This window comes from Streptomyces sp. BE20 (assembly GCF_036322525.1).
Taxonomy (GTDB): Bacteria; Actinomycetota; Actinomycetes; order Streptomycetales; family Streptomycetaceae; genus Kitasatospora.
In genome coordinates this window covers 88,639-102,806 of record NZ_JAQYWW010001134.1, presented here as the reverse complement: position 1 = coordinate 102,806, position 14,168 = coordinate 88,639, and the positions used below count along the sequence as shown (strand labels likewise).

Sequence of the window (14,168 nt, the reverse complement as noted above, 5' to 3'; positions counted from 1 at the left end):
ACAAATCCCCGATCGTCACGGGGACGAACGGGCGTCCGTCCGGCGAACGGCCGCGCGGACGGGCGCCGCGCGGACGGGCTCCACGGCCGGCCGCCCGGGCCGGGCGGTCTCAGGCCCAGAGCTGACCCTGCAGCGCCTCGACGGCCGCCTCGGTGGACTCGGCGGTGTAGATGCCGGTGGAGAGGTACTTCCAGCCGCCGTCGGCGACCACGAAGACGATGTCGGCGCGCTCGCCGGCCTTGGCGGCCTTGCGGCCGACGCCGATCGCCGCGTGCAGGATCGCACCGGTGGAGACGCCCGCGAAGATGCCCTCCCGCTGGAGGAGTTCGCGGGTGCGCTGCACGGCGTCGGCGGAGCCGACCGAGAAGCGGGTGGTGAGCACCTCGGCGTCGTACAGCTCGGGGACGAAGCCCTCGTCGAGGTTGCGCAGGCCGTAGACCAGGTCGTCGTAGCGCGGTTCGGCCGCGACGATCCGCACGCCGGGGACCTTCTCGCGCAGGAACCGGCCGACGCCCATCAGGGTGCCGGTGGTGCCGAGGCCGGCCACGAAGTGGGTGACGGCGGGCAGGTCGGCGAGGATCTCGGGCCCGGTGGTGGCGTAGTGGGCGCCGGCGTTGTCGGGGTTTCCGTACTGGTAGAGCATGACCCAGTCGGGGTGCTCGGCGGCGATCTCCTTGGCGATGCGCACCGCGGTGTTGGAGCCGCCGGCGGCCGGCGAGGGGATGATCTCGGCGCCCCACATGCGGAGCAGTTCGCGCCGTTCCTCGCTGGTGTTCTCGGGCATCACGCAGACCATCCGGTAGCCCTTGAGCTTGGCCGCCATGGCGAGCGCGATGCCGGTGTTGCCGCTGGTGGGCTCCAGGACGGTGCAGCCCGGGGTGAGCCGGCCGTCGGCCTCGGCGCGCTCGATCATGTGCAGCGCCGGGCGGTCCTTGATGGAGCCGGTGGGGTTGCGGTCCTCCAGCTTGGCCCAGAGGGTGACCAGGCCCTCGGTGTTGCCGGGGATCTCGGCGGAGAGCCGGGGCAGGCGGACCAGCGGGGTGTTGCCGACGGCTTCGAGCGGGCTGTCGTAACGCAAGGGGTGCCTCCGGCAACGGCGGTGAGGGTCGGGTCGGGCAGCTCGCCCCGCTCCGGCCGACCGCGGTGGCGGGCGGAGCGGGGCGGGGCGAGCGGGAGGTCAGCGGGCGCCGCCGGCCACGGCGGGCAGGATGGTGACACTGTCACCGTCGGCGACGTTGGTGGAGATGCCCTCCAGGAAGCGGACGTCCTCGTCGTTCAGGTAGACGTTGACGAAGCGGCGCAGTTCGCCGCCGTCCAGCAGGCGGGCGGCGATGCCCGGGTGGCGGGCGTCGAGGTCGTTGAAGAGCTCCGCGAGGTTGCTGCCGGTGCCCTCGACGGCCTTGGCGCCGTCGGTGTAGGTGCGGAGGATGGTCGGGATGCGGACCTCGATGGCCATGGGTGCGCTCCTGTGCGAGTCGTGAGGTGGGGTGGACGCCGCAGCGGGCGCGGCAGGGCGTGGTGGGCCCGGAGCGTGGAACCTGCGACGGGCCTGGGCGGGCGGCTCAGCGCGAGCGCGCCGGCGTGCCGGGACAGATCGCACTGGCGAGCCGGCACAGGTCGACGTGCAGGCGCGCCACGAGGCGGGTGCCCGGGGCCTGGGTGCTCACATCGACGGAACGCATGGGCTCATCGTATAGATTCCCGGGCCCGCTCATCCATGCCCGTCTCGGGATCCGGATGCTTCCGTTTCCCATGCTGAGACTACCGGGGAACGGCAAAGGCCCGCCGACGACGCACGGGCGGTCGGCGGGCCTCGCCCAGGTGGGTGCGGGTCAGGGCTGGTGGGCCTCGACGACCTGGACGTCTTCCTCTGTGATCTCACCGTCCACGATGCGGAACGAGCGGAACTGGTAAGGGTCCTCCGGGCCGTTGCCGTCAGCGGTGGAGACGAGGACGTAGTGGGCGTTCGGCTCGGAGGCGTAGCTCACGTCGGTGCGCGACGGGTAGGCCTCGGTGGCGGTGTGCGAGTGGTAGACGATCACGGGCACCTCGTCCCGGTCGTCCATCTCGCGGTAGAGCTTCAGCAGGTCACCCGAGTCGAACTCGTAGAAGGTCGGCGAGCGGGCCGCGTTGAGCATCGGGATGAACCGCTCGGGGCGGTCGCTGCCCTCCGGGCCGGCGACGACGCCGCAGGCCTCGTCCGGGTGGTCGGCGCGGGCGTGGGCGAGGATCGCGTCGCGCAGTTCTCGGGTGATGGTCAACATGCGGCCAGGATAGCCACGCCCCGGCGGCCGTCGGCCGTGGTGTCCACGGCCTGGGCCGCCGGGGTCTCGCGGGCCGGTCAGTGCGGGTCGCCGGCCCCGCCCCCGGAGCCGTTGCGGGCGTGCAGGTGGTCGTGCGCGACGGCGTGGACGGCCTCCGGGCGGCGGCGCTTGAGCACCTGGTAGCCGATCACCAGGACCACGGCCCAGCCCGGGAAGACGTACAGCGAGATCCGGTTGCTCTCGTCCAGGGCGATCAGCACGACCACGAGGACGAGGAAGGCGAGCGCGGCCCAGCTGGTCCAGGTGCCGCCGGGGGCCTTGAAGCTCGGCGGCGGCAGGTGGCCGCCCCTCCAGGCCTTCCGGTAGCGGATCTGGCAGATCAGGATCATCGCCCAGGTCCAGAGGCCGCAGACGGTGGCGACCGAGGTGATGTACTCGAACGCCTTGGCCGGGACGAGGTAGTTGAGCACCACGCCGGCGCCCATCAGCAGGCAGGAGAGGGTGATCGCGGCGGCCGGGGTGCGGCTGGAGTTGAGCTTGGTGAGCCGGCCGGGGGCCTGGCCGCGCAGGGCGAGGTCGCGGAGCATCCGGCCCGTGGAGTACATGCCGGAGTTGCAGGAGGAGAGCGCGGCGGTGAGCACCACGAAGTTGATGATGCCGGCGGCGGCGGGGATGCCGATCTTGCCGAAGGCGGCGACGAACGGGCTGACGCCGGGCTGGAACTCGGTCCACGGGACCAGCGAGAGGATGACCACCAGGGCGCCGATGTAGAAGAGCGCGATACGCCACGGCAGGGTGTTGATGGCGCGCGGCAGGGTCTTCTTCGGGTTCTCGCTCTCGCCGGCGGTGACGCCGACGAGTTCGACGCCGAGGTAGGCGAACATGACGATCTGCAGGGTCATCACGGTGGCGCCGATGCCCTTGGGGAAGAAGCCGCCGTTCTCCCAGAGGTGGGTGATCGACGCGGTGTCACCGGCGTCGCTGAAGCCGAGGGTGAGCACCCCGATGCCGATCAGGATCATGCCGATGATGGCGGTCACCTTGATCATGGAGAACCAGAACTCGATCTCGCCGAAGAGCTTCACCGAGATCAGGTTGGCCCCGTAGAGGATGACCAGGAACGTGAGCGCGCTGAGCCACTGCGGGATGCCGGGCGCCCAGAACTTCACGTAGACGGCGGCGGCGGTGGTTTCCGCCATGCCCGTGACAACCCAGAAGAGCCAGTACGTCCAGCCGGTCACGTAACCCGCGAACGGGCCGAGGAACTCCCGCGCGTACTCGGCGAAACTCCCGGACACCGGGCGGTAGGTGAGCAGTTCGCCGAGTGCCCGCATGATCGCGAAGATCACCACGCCGGCGACGGCGTAGGACAGGATCAGGCTGGGGCCGGACTTGGAGATCGCGGTGCCGGCGCCGAGGAAGAGACCGGTGCCGATCGCGCCGCCGATCGCGATCATCTGGATCTGGCGGCTGCCGAGCCCCCGCTGATAGCCCTCCTCGTCCGGTTTGGCGTCGACGACTTCGTCGTAAACCTGCTCGGCCATGCTGGCACCGTCCTGGATGGGTGGTCTCGTGGGGTGGGGAGAAGTCGTACCACGCGGGATCCGGACAGCGGTGTCCATCTGAGCGATATTTGAGCATGTCCCGATAGGGTTTCGCCCGTTTTAACCGGAAAGGCCCGACCGGTCGTCCGCATGCTGGACGGGTGGTCGGGGCCTTTCGGAAGGGCGCGCGGGCGGCCCGGAGGCCGGTCCGGAGCACCCGGCCGGCGTACACGACCGGAGCGCCCGGCCGTCGCGCGGATCAGCCGGAGATCGACTCCAGCAACGACTCCTGGAGGGCGCCGAGCCAGAGGTAGGCCATCACCAGCGGCTTGCGCTCGTCGCTGTCCGGCAGGTCGTAGAGTCCCTGCTCGTCCTCGTCGGTGATCTCCAGCCGCACCCCCAGGGTGAGCCGCAGGTCGTTGAGCGCGCCCAGCCAGCGCAGGCACTCGGCGGCGGCCAGCTTCAGCACCCCGCCCTCGCCGTCGAGCCCGTCCAGGGCCCGGACGACGTGCAGCGCGTCCTCGCGCTTGCGGGCCCGCAGGTCCAGCTCGGTGTAGCGGCGGAACTCGGCGGCGGCCTCCCGGGACTCGTCGTCCGCGGGCTTCGCCGGATCGCCGTAGGCGTCCGGGAAGAGCCGGGCCAGCGCCGGGTCGTCGGGCGCCTCGCTCGGCCCCTCGGCGAACAGGGCGGCCAGCGGGTCGTCGTTCTCCCCGCCCGGGCCGGGGCCGATCAGCTCCAGCATCTGCACTTCCAGCGAGCGCAGGATGGAGGCCTCCAGCTCGTCCAGCGCGATCGCCGCGCTCCCGCCGCCGGCACTCTCGAACAACCCAGCCATCGGTATCGGTCAGCCCGTCTTCGTCGTCTCTGGTGGTGTACTGCGGTCGGGCGGTGTCAGTCGTGCTGCAGCGTGGCCCACAGGCCGTAGCCGTGCATCGCCTGCACGTCGCGTTCCATCTCCTCGCGGGATCCGCTGGAGACCACCGTCCGACCCTTGGTGTGCACCTCCATCATCAGCTTCCGGGCCTTGTCCTTCGGGTAGCCGAAGTAGGCCTGGAAGACGTACTGGACGTAGCTCATCAGGTTGACCGGGTCGTTGTGGACGATGGTGACCCAGGGGGTGTCGGGTTCCACCACCGGCAGGCCTTCGACCTCCGGGCGCTCGATCTCCACGGGCGCGACACTCACCGACGGGTCCCTCCTCACGACTCTGATCCCACAGGGCCGCCACGGGCCCCTTCAGCCCCCATGCTGCCATCCGGGGGACCGGCGGGCGATTCCGCCCCGGCGCCCGCAACGCGCCGGACGATCTCCTCCGACGAGAAATCGTCAATCTGACGCTAAGGGGTAGTAGCATCATCCTCATGGACGCCACTTCCGTGCCCGCGGCCGGCTCGACCGCGCTGCTCACCGACCGCTACGAGCTCACCATGCTGCAGGCCGCCCTGCGCAGCGGAGCCGCGCACCGCCGCTCCGTCTTCGAGGTGTTCACCCGCCGACTGCCCGGCGGCCGACGCTACGGCGTGGTGGCCGGCACCGGCCGGGTCCTGGACGCCGTCGAGAACTTCCGCTTCACCTCCGCCCAGCTCGACTGGCTGTCGGACCAGCACGTGGTCGACGAGGAGACCCTGCGCTTCCTCGCCGACTACCGGTTCACCGGGGACATCCACGGCTACCCCGAGGGCGAGGTCTACTTCCCCGGATCGCCGCTGCTCACCGTCGAGGGCAGCTTCGCCGAGGGGGTGATCCTGGAGACGGTGATCCTCTCGATCCTCAACCACGACTCGGCCATCGCGGCCGCGGCCTCCCGGATGGCCTCCGCCGCCGGCGGACGCCCGGTGATCGAGATGGGCGCCCGGCGCGCCCACGAGCAGGCCGCCGTCGCCGCCGCCCGCGCCGCGTACGTGGCCGGCTTCTCGGCCACCTCCGACCTGGAGGCCGGCTTCACCTACGGCATCCCGACCACCGGAACGGCCGCGCACGCCTTCACCCTCGTCCACGACAGCGAGCGGGACGCCTTCCGGGCCCAGATCGCCTCGATGGGCCGGGGCACCACCCTGCTGGTCGACACCTACGACCTGCGCGAGGCCGTCCGCACCGCCGTCGAGGTGGCCGGCCCCGAGCTGGGCGCGGTCCGGATCGACTCCGGCGACCTCACGCTGCTCGCCCACCGGGTCCGCCGCCAGCTCGACGAGCTCGGCGCCACCGAGACCCGGATCATCGTCACCTCCGACCTCGACGAGTACGCGATCGCCGCGCTGGCCGCCGCCCCGGTGGACGGCTACGGCGTCGGCACCAGCCTGGTCACCGGCAGCGGCCACCCGACGTGCGCGATGGTCTACAAGCTGGTCGCCCGGGCCACCGAACCGGACGGCCCGCTGCTCCCGGTCGCCAAGCGGGCGGCCGGCGGCAAGACCAGCACCGGCGGGCGCAAGTGGGCGGCCCGGCGGCCCGACGCGGACGGCGTCGCCGAGGCCGAGGTGGTCGGCACCGGGCGGATCCCGGCCGAGCTGGAGCCGCACCTCGTCCAGGTGCCGCTGGTCAAGGGCGGCGAGGTGGTCGGCCGCGAGTCGCTCACCGCCGCGCGGGAACGGCACGTCCGGGCCCGGGCCGCGCTGCCGCTGTCGGCCACCCAGCTCTCCAAGGGCGACCCGGTGCTGGCGACCGAACTGCAGGTCTGACGACCGTTCGCACACGGGGCGGACGGTCGGGCCCGCACCGGGCCTTCCGCCCCCGGATGCCACTGCCTACAGTCGACCGTAGAGTTCCCCCCAAGTCCCCACCGCCGGGCCCGCACGGAGCCCCGCCCGGCCCCCGCCGACCACCGCCGAGTCCCCGCACCGGAGAAGCTCCACCGGCGCCCGGCCGAAGCCCCGCCGAAGCCCACCGAACCTGTCGGACGCGCCCCGAACCGGCGCGCCGCCCCCACCAGACCGAGGAATGCGAGCCATGCACCGGGCACTGATCGTCGTCGACGTGCAGAACGACTTCTGCGAGGGCGGCAGTCTGGCCGTCGCGGGCGGGGCCGAGGTGGCCGCCGCGATCACCGACCTCATCGCCGAGTCCGCCCCCGGCTACCGGCACATCCTCGCCACCCGCGACAACCACATCGACCCGGGTGACCACTTCTCCGACCGGCCCGACTACGTGCGCAGCTGGCCGGTGCACTGCGTGGCGGGCACGGAGGGGGTGGGCTTCCACCCCAACTTCGCCCCGTCCGTCACCTCCGGCGCGATCGAGGCGGTCTTCGACAAGGGCGCGTACGCGGCCGCGTACAGCGGTTTCGAGGGCGTGGACGAGAACAACCGCGGGCCGGCCGAGTGGCTGCGCGAGCGGCAGGTCACCGAGGTGGACGTGGTCGGCCTCGCCACCGACCACTGCGTGAAGGCCACCGCCCTGGACGCGGTGCGGGCCGGGTTCACCACCCGGGTCCTGCTCGACCTGACGGCCGGGGTCTCCGAGCCGACCACCACCGCCGCGCTGGCGGAGCTGCGGGCGGCCGGGGTGGAGCTGATCGGAACGCCCGTGGTCGGGGGCTGAGCGTCCCGCCCTGCGGGTTCAGCGCTCGGTGATCAGCAGCTCCACCACGTCGGTGCCGCCCAGCCGGAACGCCTCGCGCAACTCGGCGCCGACGGCGTCCGCGTCGTCCGCCAGGCGCGTGCCGGAGACGTAGACCACCCGGACCCCGAGGTACTCCATCCGGTGCTGGCCGCCGCGCACCCAGGCCGCCTCCCCCTCGCTGACGCAGCGCAGTTCGGAGTCCACCTCCACGGCCACGCCCGCCGCGGGCCAGTACAGGTCGGGTACGGCGATGTAGGTGCCGCCGCGCATCCGCAGCTCCGGGCCGGTCAGCGGGGCGGGCAGCAGCCACTCGTCGACCAGCTCGCCGACCCGGCGCAGCACCGCGTCCCGTTCGGCGGCCAGCAGGCCGTCCAGCACCGCCCGCACCCGGGGGTCGTCGACCAGCCCGGACTCGACCAGCTCGGCGGTCAACTCCCGCACGGTGCAGCGGAGCTCGGGGCGGCCGACGGCCTCGCCCAGCACCTCCCGGACCGGCACCGGACCGGCCGGGCCCGCACCGGACGTCCACTCGCGCAGTGCGTCCGCGACCGCCCGGGCGACCGGCGCGCAGGCCAGGCCGTGCACCGAGCGGGCCACCAGCTCCCGTTCGGTGCGCCGGATCCGGACCTCGCCCGCGTCCTTCAGCCGGCGCTGGCGGGGCACCAGCACGTCCACACCGGTGACGGCGGGCAGTCGGGGCACCGCGGTGAAGCCGTACAGCGCCAGCGCGGCGGCACCGGTGATCACCGCCCCCTCGCGGCGCCCCTCCTCGCGGCCGTTCTGCGCCGCGTAGAGCAGGGCCGCCCACATCCGCTGCTCCGGCGAGGGCTCGCCGGACTGCAGCAGGTAGACCCGGGGCAGCAGCCGCTGCCAGGAACCGCCGCGGCGGCAGTGTTCACTGACGACCCGGCTCGGCACGCCCCGGGCGCGCAGCTGGCCTGCGGTGACGACGTTCTGCTGACGGCGCGCCAGCTCCTCCAGGGAAGGCGGCGGCGTGGGAATCCGGTAGCTCATGCCGACACCATCCCCAACCGCCCGGAACGTCGACCGGCCGCCTGACGCACTGTTACCCAACCGTCGCGAAACCGGGACCAGCCCGCACTAAAGTCCTCATACCCTCACCCATTCGGAGGAATGGGTGATCATATGCTTGTCAGAACCGGTCCTCGTCGACGAGTCACCAGTATGTCTGACCGTGCGTGACCAAGCACATACGCCGAAGTCACCTCCGGGCGTCACTCCCGCCCTCCGCATTGCCTACCCTTAGTGCATGTCACGTGACGAGACCGCCGGCCTCCGCGCGGCCCAGCTCCGCCTCGGCCGCCTGCCCGGATACGTCCGCCGGCCAGACCCGGCCCGCCGCAGCGGTGAACAGGGCCATACCTACAAGAAGGGCTGGGAGGTCCGCTTCACCGCCCGCAGCGAGGCGGAGATAGCGGAGATCCGCGATCTGGTGGTCGCCGCCGGGTTCGCCCCCGCCAGACCCTTCTTCAAGGGCCACCAGCTGATCCAACCCGTCTACGGGATGGCCGCCGTCCAGGCCTACCTCGCCGCTAGACAGGCGGCCGAGGAACACGCCGCCCGCGCCGTCCACGGACGCGGCCGGCGCGGCACCGACGAAACGGACCACGAAGCCGTCCACGAACCCGGTGGAGCCGCCTGCGAGACACCCGGACCCGCCCACGACGCCGCCGCCGGCGCCGCCGACGTCAGTGGCGGCCACGGCAACGCGATCGGCCGCGCCGACCGCGGCCGGCTGGAGGCCGCCGGCGCCGCTGCGGCCGCCGCCGAGGCCGCCGCGGCCTCGGCCGCCCGACTGGCCCGCCGACGGGTCGTCGAGACGTTCCCCGCCCAACTCGAACGGAGCACCGCGGCGGACGCCCGGGTCGCCGCCGCCGAGACCCGCCGACCTTACTGACGCTCAGTCAATTTCCTTCTGGTACGCGGCTACAGGCCGACAACGGGCCGGGCGCGCGGAACGCGCGCGACGGGGCCGGCCCACCGATCAACCCACCCGGGGAGCCACTGCCCCCGGCCCCGCACCCCAGTCCACCGGGCCCGCCGAGCGCATGAACGGTGGTGCGGACGGTGGTGCGGAATCAGCTTCGCGCCGCAGGCGTGGACGAGAGCCGCCGAACCGCTTACGGTGGCACATCACACCGTCCGCGACGGCGCGCCGACCGGCCCGCCGCCCCGGCCGTGCCACCCCGCTGACCGGCCACGACGCACCAGCAGCAACGCCTCTGACATCACTGCGCACCGCTCACCCCCCGCTCACCACCGCCGCGCCACCCGCCGGCCCCCACCCGGCCACCGCCGGAACCGGCCGCGCGTCGGCGCCTTCCGGGCATTCCATCCGATTGGTAACCCAGCGCACCGAGCGCCTACCGTAGAGTGAGCACAGATGATCGACCGTCAGATGCCCATCTCACTTGCCGAGAAGCCGAGATGACCAATCGTCAGGACAGCACCGCCGAGCCACCCCCGGGGCCCGGCGTACCTCCCGCCGTACCGCTGGAGTTCGCGGCGTTCTGCGAACTCCACCGACCGCGGTACCTCAGCTACGCCCACGTCTGGCTGCCCGACCACACCCAGGCGGTCGGCGCCGTCCAGCAGGCGTTCGCCGAAATCGCCGTCCACTGGCGCGAATTACTGGGAAGCTCCAACCCCACCGCGCGCGCCTGGCAGATCCTGCGCAACACCGTCGGCGAGCACACCCGGCAGAGCGGCCCGCCACCGGACCGCCCCGGCCACGCCGCCGATGACGACCTCGCCATCCTGCACTACGTCGTCGGACTCGCCGCACCCGAGATCGCCGACGTCATCGGTACCGACACCGCCAGCGTGGCCGGTCGACTGCGCCGCACCATGCTGCGCGAGGCCTCCGGCTGGTGACCCGGGGCGCGTCGCCCTGCCCGTCGCGCCCCCCGTCACCGCCGCACCCCGACCCGAACCGCCGGCCGACCGGAGTGACCCGTCGGAAGGACCCACCCGAAGGACCCGTCCGAGGGACCGGCCGGATCCCGTTCAGACCCGCTCGCCCGTCACGTCGTACAGGTGGTGGACCGGATCGTGGATCAGGTAGCGGGAGAACGACTCCACCGTGAAACGCGCCCCGTCGCTGCGGTTTCCGGTCCGCGCCCACTGCGCGCCCACCACCCCCTCGAAGGCCACCGCCAGCAGCTCCGCGGCCTCCGCCAGCTCCACCGCCACCACCGCCGGCTCCTGCTCCCCGTACCGCTCGGCGACAGCCGTCCCGTCCTGGTCCCAGTTCGGGAACAGCGGGTCCTCCCGGTCCAGCATCAGGTCCAGCCGCACGCGGAACAGCCGGAACACGTCCCGGACGTGGCACGCGTACTCGACGTCCGACCAGATCTCCGGACGCGGCCGACGGCGCAGCGCCCCCGGGTCCCCCGCCAGCACGGCCGTCCAGCCCTCCGCGTTGGCCCGGATCATCCCGGCGACGTCCCCCCGGTCCACCGCTCCGGAATCCAGCCCGCAGTCCGGGCAGGGGCGCTCCAGGACCCAGGTCCAGTCCTTGGAGTCCGGAACGATCCCGTCGGCGGCGGCCTCGGCCTGCTCAGAAGTGGTCATGCCCCCAGCATGGCCGGGCCCGCACCCGCCCCACCAGCGGCGTCCGCGCCAGCGGTCGCCGAAATGCTGCCACGCCGTCCGCCCGCGGCCACCGGGCGCCACCGGGCGCCGCTCCGGCGGGCCCCTACGCGAAGGGCTCCCGCTCGTACGCCTCGCGCGCCGCCAGCAGCTCCGCCAGGTTCGCGCGGCTCCAGTCGCAGACCGCGTCCATCGGCCCCAGCAGCGTCCGCCCGAGCGGCGTCAGCGCGTACTCGACCCGCGGCGGGTTCTCGTCGTACTCGGTCCGGACGACCACGCCCTCGTACTCCATCGCGCGCAGCGACTCGGCGAGCACCTTCGCGGTGATCCCCGCCAGCGGGACCCGCAGCTCGGAGAAGCGGCGCGGGCCGCCCTCCAGGCAGCGCATGATCTTCCACGCCCACTTGCGGCCGCCCAGCACCGGGACCGTCTGCACCGGGCAGTCCGGGTCGAAGAAGTCCGCCGGCAGCGGTACGGGCACGGTCCGCGTCGTTCCCCCGGTCTGCGTCATGCCCCGACGGTAACGGACCCGGCGCCCGCGCGGTCCGGGCCGCGGTACGGCCCCGTCCGCCGGCCAGGCCCCGTCGGCCGCCGGTACCGTTGAAGTAACCGGCACCCCCCGGTCTACCGTCACGGCAACGGCGGGCGACGACGCCCCCGACGAACGGACGGAGACCGCGATGAGCAGAACCGACAGCCCGATCGAAGCACCCGTGGACGTCATCGTCTTCGGCGCCGGCGGCCAGGTCGGCCGCGCCGTGGTCGCCGAGGCCCGGCGCCGCGGGCTGACCGTCACCGCCGCCGTCCGCGACCCCGGACGCCACGCCGACCTCACCGGCCCCGGCGTCACCCTGGTGTCCTGCGACATCACCGACCCCGCCGCCGTCACCGGCGCGGCCCGCGGCCACTCCGCCGCCGTGAGCACCGTCTACACCCCCGACGTGCCCTCCGCCGAGTTCTACCCCGCCGTCGCCCGCGCCCTCGTCGCCGGCCTCCCCGCGGCCGGGGTCCGCCGGCTGGTCCACGTCGGAGTGGCCACCACCCTGGAGACCGCCCCCGGCGTGGCCGTCCACGACGACCCCGCCTTCCCCGAGGCCCACCGCGCCTTCTCGCTCGGCCACGCCGCCGCCCTCGACCTGCTCCGGGCCTCCCCCACCACTCTCGACTGGGTCACCGTCACCCCGCCCCTGGACCTCGACCGCACCGCCCCCGGCACCGGCCGCTACCGGCTCGGCGGCCCGCAGGTCCTCGGCCGGCGGATCGCCCAGGCCGACCTCGCCGTCGCCGTCGCGGACCAGATCACCGGACCGGCCGCCCGCCACCGCGAGCAGATCGCCGTCGCCGAATAGCCCGAGCGGTCCGGCCGCCGTCCGGACCGCTCGGGGAGACCTCGCACCGGGACATCGCCCCTGGTCGGAACGGGGCACTCCGGTCCATGCTGGACACCATGCACATCCGCGACGCCACCCCCGACGACTGGCCCGCCATCTGGCCGTTCCTGCGCGACATCGTCGCCGCCGGCGAGACCTACTGCTGGGACCGGGACACCCCCGAGGACCGTGCCCGCGCCACCTGGTTCAAGCCCGGCGGCCGTGTCCTCGTCGCCGTCGACGAGGACACGGCCGGGACCGTCCTCGGCACCGCGGAGATCCACCCCAACCAGGCCGGCGCCGGCGCCCACGTCGCCAACGCCGGTTTCATGGTCGACCCCCGACACGCCGGCCGCGGCGTCGCCCGCGCCCTCTGCGCCCACGTCCTCGACCGGGCCCGCGCCGACGGCTACCGCGCCATGCAGTTCAACGCCGTCGTCGAGACCAACCACCGCGCCGTCGCCCTCTGGCAGTCGTTCGGCTTCGACGTCCTCGCCACCGTCCCCGCCGCCTTCGACCACCCCACCGAGGGCCCCGTCGGCCTCCACCTCATGCACCGCACCCTGTAGCCCGGACGGCCACTACCCCAGCCGCCGACGCCGCCCCCGCACCACCAGCACCGCCCCGACCGCCCCCCCGGCCACCACCAGCCCCGCCGCCCCCGTCACCGTGTACGCAACCCCCGCATTCCCCCCGGACCCCTGCCCCGCCACAGGCTCCTCCCACGGTTCGTCCGCAGCAGGAACCGCAGGAGGAGCGCTCCGTTGGGACTCGGGTCGCCCGACCAGGGGATTGGCCCGTGGGCCGTCGTCCACGACCGGATTTGGTTCCAGCGCTTTGCTCGGGGCCAATATCCCGTACCCGTAGCGCTCGTTCGGCAGGTTCGAGGCATCCGCTGGCCGAGTGGCGCTCCGGATCATCCGGTTGATGACCTGACCGGCCGAGAGGTTGGGGTACTTCGCGCGAATGAGCGCGGCTGTGGCGGACACGTAGGCGGTGGAGTCGGACGTGCCATTGGCGATCGCATATCCCGCCGAGGACGTCGCACTCGCTCGCGGGACCTCGGCACCCGGTGCAACCAGCGTGGTTTCTGGCCCGTACGTCGATTTCCCCCAGAGAAGACCGTTGCGGTCCACTGCGCCGACCGCCACGACGCCGGGAAAGGCCGCCGGGTATTCAACCGGCTCGACCCGATCACCACCGTTTCCGGTGGCCGCCACCAGAACCACGTCCTTGTCGATGGCATACTTCACGGCCGCGCGCGTGTCCGGATCGTCTCCCTCGAAGCCGCCAATCGACATATTCACAACCTTGGCGCCGTGGTCTACCGCAAACCTGATGGCTTTGGCCACTCCCTGGGTCAAGGCCGGGTCACCCTCGTCCCACTTGAGTCGAATCGGAAGAACCTTCGCCTTCGGCGCCAGCCCCATGACTCCGGCCTTGCTGCCATGGCCATGTCCGGCAATGAGGCTTGCCATTCCCGTTCCATGGCCACTGCCGTCCACCGTGCCGTCGGTGTTCTCTCCTGAGAAATCGGCCCCAGGCAAAACCTGCCCGATCAGATCGACGTGCTCTTTCAGCACACCGCTGTCGATGACGGCGACGATTACGCCCTCACCCTGCGAGACCGGCCAGACCGCTGAATCTGCCTGGTAGCCGACAAGCGTCCACTGTGAATCCCTGATGTTGTCCGCCATAGCCGGTCCGGCGTTCGAGGCCGCGAGGAGCCCCGTTGCCAGCAGCACAACCGTGCCGCACCTGAGCCGCCAAGTCCTCAAGCCCAGTCACTCCACTCTCAGCGGTTGTCCACGGTTATGCCA

At 72.6% G+C, this 14,168-nt stretch carries 17 protein-coding genes; 6 read left to right on the top strand and 11 right to left on the bottom strand.

Annotation, left to right across the window (positions count from 1 at the left end):
* Positions 1-109 precede the first annotated feature (109 nt).
* From PUR61_RS35340 to clpS, 7 genes are all read right to left on the bottom strand, one after another.
* The gene (locus tag PUR61_RS35340) at positions 110-1,078 is read right to left on the bottom strand and encodes a PLP-dependent cysteine synthase family protein (RefSeq protein WP_329883624.1); all 969 of its coding nucleotides are present in this window, start codon (positions 1,076-1,078) and stop codon (positions 110-112) included.
* A gap of 99 nt (positions 1,079-1,177) precedes the next feature.
* Positions 1,178-1,456, bottom strand: a complete 279-nt coding sequence (locus tag PUR61_RS35335; RefSeq protein WP_329883622.1) for a MoaD/ThiS family protein — start codon at positions 1,454-1,456, stop codon at positions 1,178-1,180.
* A gap of 106 nt (positions 1,457-1,562) precedes the next feature.
* Positions 1,563-1,682 (bottom strand): putative leader peptide, encoded by a 120-nt coding sequence (locus PUR61_RS35330; protein ID WP_327677307.1) that lies wholly within the window; start codon positions 1,680-1,682, stop codon positions 1,563-1,565.
* Between the two features lie 150 nt (positions 1,683-1,832).
* Complete coding sequence (locus tag PUR61_RS35325; protein WP_329883621.1) at positions 1,833-2,264, bottom strand: M67 family metallopeptidase; 432 nt, start codon at positions 2,262-2,264, stop codon at positions 1,833-1,835.
* A 77-nt stretch (positions 2,265-2,341) separates the two neighbouring features.
* Positions 2,342-3,808, bottom strand: a complete 1,467-nt coding sequence (locus PUR61_RS35320) for an amino acid permease (protein ID WP_329883620.1) — start codon at positions 3,806-3,808, stop codon at positions 2,342-2,344.
* 259 nt (positions 3,809-4,067) lie between these two features.
* Positions 4,068-4,643, bottom strand: coding sequence for a DUF2017 domain-containing protein (locus PUR61_RS35315; protein ID WP_329883618.1), 576 nt, complete (start codon positions 4,641-4,643; stop codon positions 4,068-4,070).
* A 56-nt stretch (positions 4,644-4,699) separates the two neighbouring features.
* The gene (gene clpS, locus PUR61_RS35310) at positions 4,700-4,993 is read right to left on the bottom strand and encodes an ATP-dependent Clp protease adapter ClpS (protein ID WP_063351371.1); all 294 of its coding nucleotides are present in this window, start codon (positions 4,991-4,993) and stop codon (positions 4,700-4,702) included.
* A gap of 176 nt (positions 4,994-5,169) precedes the next feature.
* Between clpS and PUR61_RS35305 the strand changes: the two genes are divergently transcribed.
* Complete coding sequence (locus PUR61_RS35305; protein WP_329883617.1) at positions 5,170-6,486, top strand: nicotinate phosphoribosyltransferase; 1,317 nt, start codon at positions 5,170-5,172, stop codon at positions 6,484-6,486.
* 268 nt (positions 6,487-6,754) lie between these two features.
* Complete coding sequence (locus PUR61_RS35300; protein WP_329883616.1) at positions 6,755-7,345, top strand: isochorismatase family protein; 591 nt, start codon at positions 6,755-6,757, stop codon at positions 7,343-7,345.
* An 18-nt stretch (positions 7,346-7,363) separates the two neighbouring features.
* Here PUR61_RS35300 and PUR61_RS35295 read toward each other — a convergent pair whose 3' ends face one another.
* Entirely contained in the window at positions 7,364-8,380 is a 1,017-nt protein-coding gene (locus tag PUR61_RS35295; protein ID WP_329883615.1) for a hypothetical protein, read from the bottom strand.
* Positions 8,381-8,636: 256 nt separating this feature from the next.
* Here PUR61_RS35295 and PUR61_RS35290 point away from each other — a divergent pair, with 256 nt between their 5' ends.
* Both PUR61_RS35290 and PUR61_RS35285 read left to right on the top strand, forming a co-directional pair.
* Positions 8,637-9,284 (top strand): hypothetical protein, encoded by a 648-nt coding sequence (locus PUR61_RS35290; protein WP_329883614.1) that lies wholly within the window; start codon positions 8,637-8,639, stop codon positions 9,282-9,284.
* A 530-nt stretch (positions 9,285-9,814) separates the two neighbouring features.
* Positions 9,815-10,261 (top strand): RNA polymerase sigma factor, encoded by a 447-nt coding sequence (locus PUR61_RS35285; protein WP_329883613.1) that lies wholly within the window; start codon positions 9,815-9,817, stop codon positions 10,259-10,261.
* A gap of 132 nt (positions 10,262-10,393) precedes the next feature.
* Here the strand turns inward: PUR61_RS35285 and PUR61_RS35280 are convergent, their stop codons facing one another.
* Positions 10,394-10,960: a DinB family protein gene (locus PUR61_RS35280; protein ID WP_329883612.1), complete on the bottom strand. Its 567-nt coding sequence runs from the start codon at positions 10,958-10,960 to the stop codon at positions 10,394-10,396.
* Between the two features lie 124 nt (positions 10,961-11,084).
* Complete coding sequence (locus PUR61_RS35275) at positions 11,085-11,489, bottom strand: winged helix-turn-helix transcriptional regulator (protein ID WP_329883611.1); 405 nt, start codon at positions 11,487-11,489, stop codon at positions 11,085-11,087.
* A gap of 169 nt (positions 11,490-11,658) precedes the next feature.
* Here PUR61_RS35275 and PUR61_RS35270 point away from each other — a divergent pair, with 169 nt between their 5' ends.
* The gene (locus PUR61_RS35270) at positions 11,659-12,327 is read left to right on the top strand and encodes an NAD(P)-dependent oxidoreductase (protein WP_329883610.1); all 669 of its coding nucleotides are present in this window, start codon (positions 11,659-11,661) and stop codon (positions 12,325-12,327) included.
* Between the two features lie 98 nt (positions 12,328-12,425).
* On the top strand, positions 12,426-12,917 hold the full coding sequence (locus PUR61_RS35265; protein WP_329883749.1) for a GNAT family N-acetyltransferase: 492 nt from the start codon (positions 12,426-12,428) through the stop codon (positions 12,915-12,917).
* 12 nt (positions 12,918-12,929) lie between these two features.
* On the opposite strand, the gene mycP is transcribed toward PUR61_RS35265, so the two are convergent.
* Positions 12,930-14,093 (bottom strand): type VII secretion-associated serine protease mycosin, encoded by a 1,164-nt coding sequence (gene mycP, locus PUR61_RS35260; RefSeq protein ID WP_329883609.1) that lies wholly within the window; start codon positions 14,091-14,093, stop codon positions 12,930-12,932.
* Between the last annotated feature and the right edge of the window lie 75 nt (positions 14,094-14,168).

Bases quoted from the DNA above. Each gene is read 5' to 3' on its own strand.
- PUR61_RS35290 (WP_329883614.1), top strand. From the start codon at position 8,637: ATGTCACGTGACGAGACCGCCGGCCTCCGCGCGGCCCAGCTCCGCCTC.
- PUR61_RS35315 (WP_329883618.1), bottom strand. From the start codon at position 4,643: ATGGCTGGGTTGTTCGAGAGTGCCGGCGGCGGGAGCGCGGCGATCGCG.
- PUR61_RS35305 (WP_329883617.1), top strand. From the start codon at position 5,170: ATGGACGCCACTTCCGTGCCCGCGGCCGGCTCGACCGCGCTGCTCACC.
- PUR61_RS35300 (WP_329883616.1), top strand. From the start codon at position 6,755: ATGCACCGGGCACTGATCGTCGTCGACGTGCAGAACGACTTCTGCGAG.
- PUR61_RS35330 (WP_327677307.1), bottom strand. From the start codon at position 1,682: ATGCGTTCCGTCGATGTGAGCACCCAGGCCCCGGGCACCCGCCTCGTG.
- PUR61_RS35280 (WP_329883612.1), bottom strand. From the start codon at position 10,960: ATGACCACTTCTGAGCAGGCCGAGGCCGCCGCCGACGGGATCGTTCCG.
- PUR61_RS35270 (WP_329883610.1), top strand. From the start codon at position 11,659: ATGAGCAGAACCGACAGCCCGATCGAAGCACCCGTGGACGTCATCGTC.
- PUR61_RS35335 (WP_329883622.1), bottom strand. From the start codon at position 1,456: ATGGCCATCGAGGTCCGCATCCCGACCATCCTCCGCACCTACACCGAC.
- PUR61_RS35265 (WP_329883749.1), top strand. From the start codon at position 12,426: ATGCACATCCGCGACGCCACCCCCGACGACTGGCCCGCCATCTGGCCG.
- PUR61_RS35320 (WP_329883620.1), bottom strand. From the start codon at position 3,808: ATGGCCGAGCAGGTTTACGACGAAGTCGTCGACGCCAAACCGGACGAG.
- PUR61_RS35285 (WP_329883613.1), top strand. From the start codon at position 9,815: ATGACCAATCGTCAGGACAGCACCGCCGAGCCACCCCCGGGGCCCGGC.
- PUR61_RS35295 (WP_329883615.1), bottom strand. From the start codon at position 8,380: ATGAGCTACCGGATTCCCACGCCGCCGCCTTCCCTGGAGGAGCTGGCG.
- PUR61_RS35275 (WP_329883611.1), bottom strand. From the start codon at position 11,489: ATGACGCAGACCGGGGGAACGACGCGGACCGTGCCCGTACCGCTGCCG.
- PUR61_RS35325 (WP_329883621.1), bottom strand. From the start codon at position 2,264: ATGTTGACCATCACCCGAGAACTGCGCGACGCGATCCTCGCCCACGCC.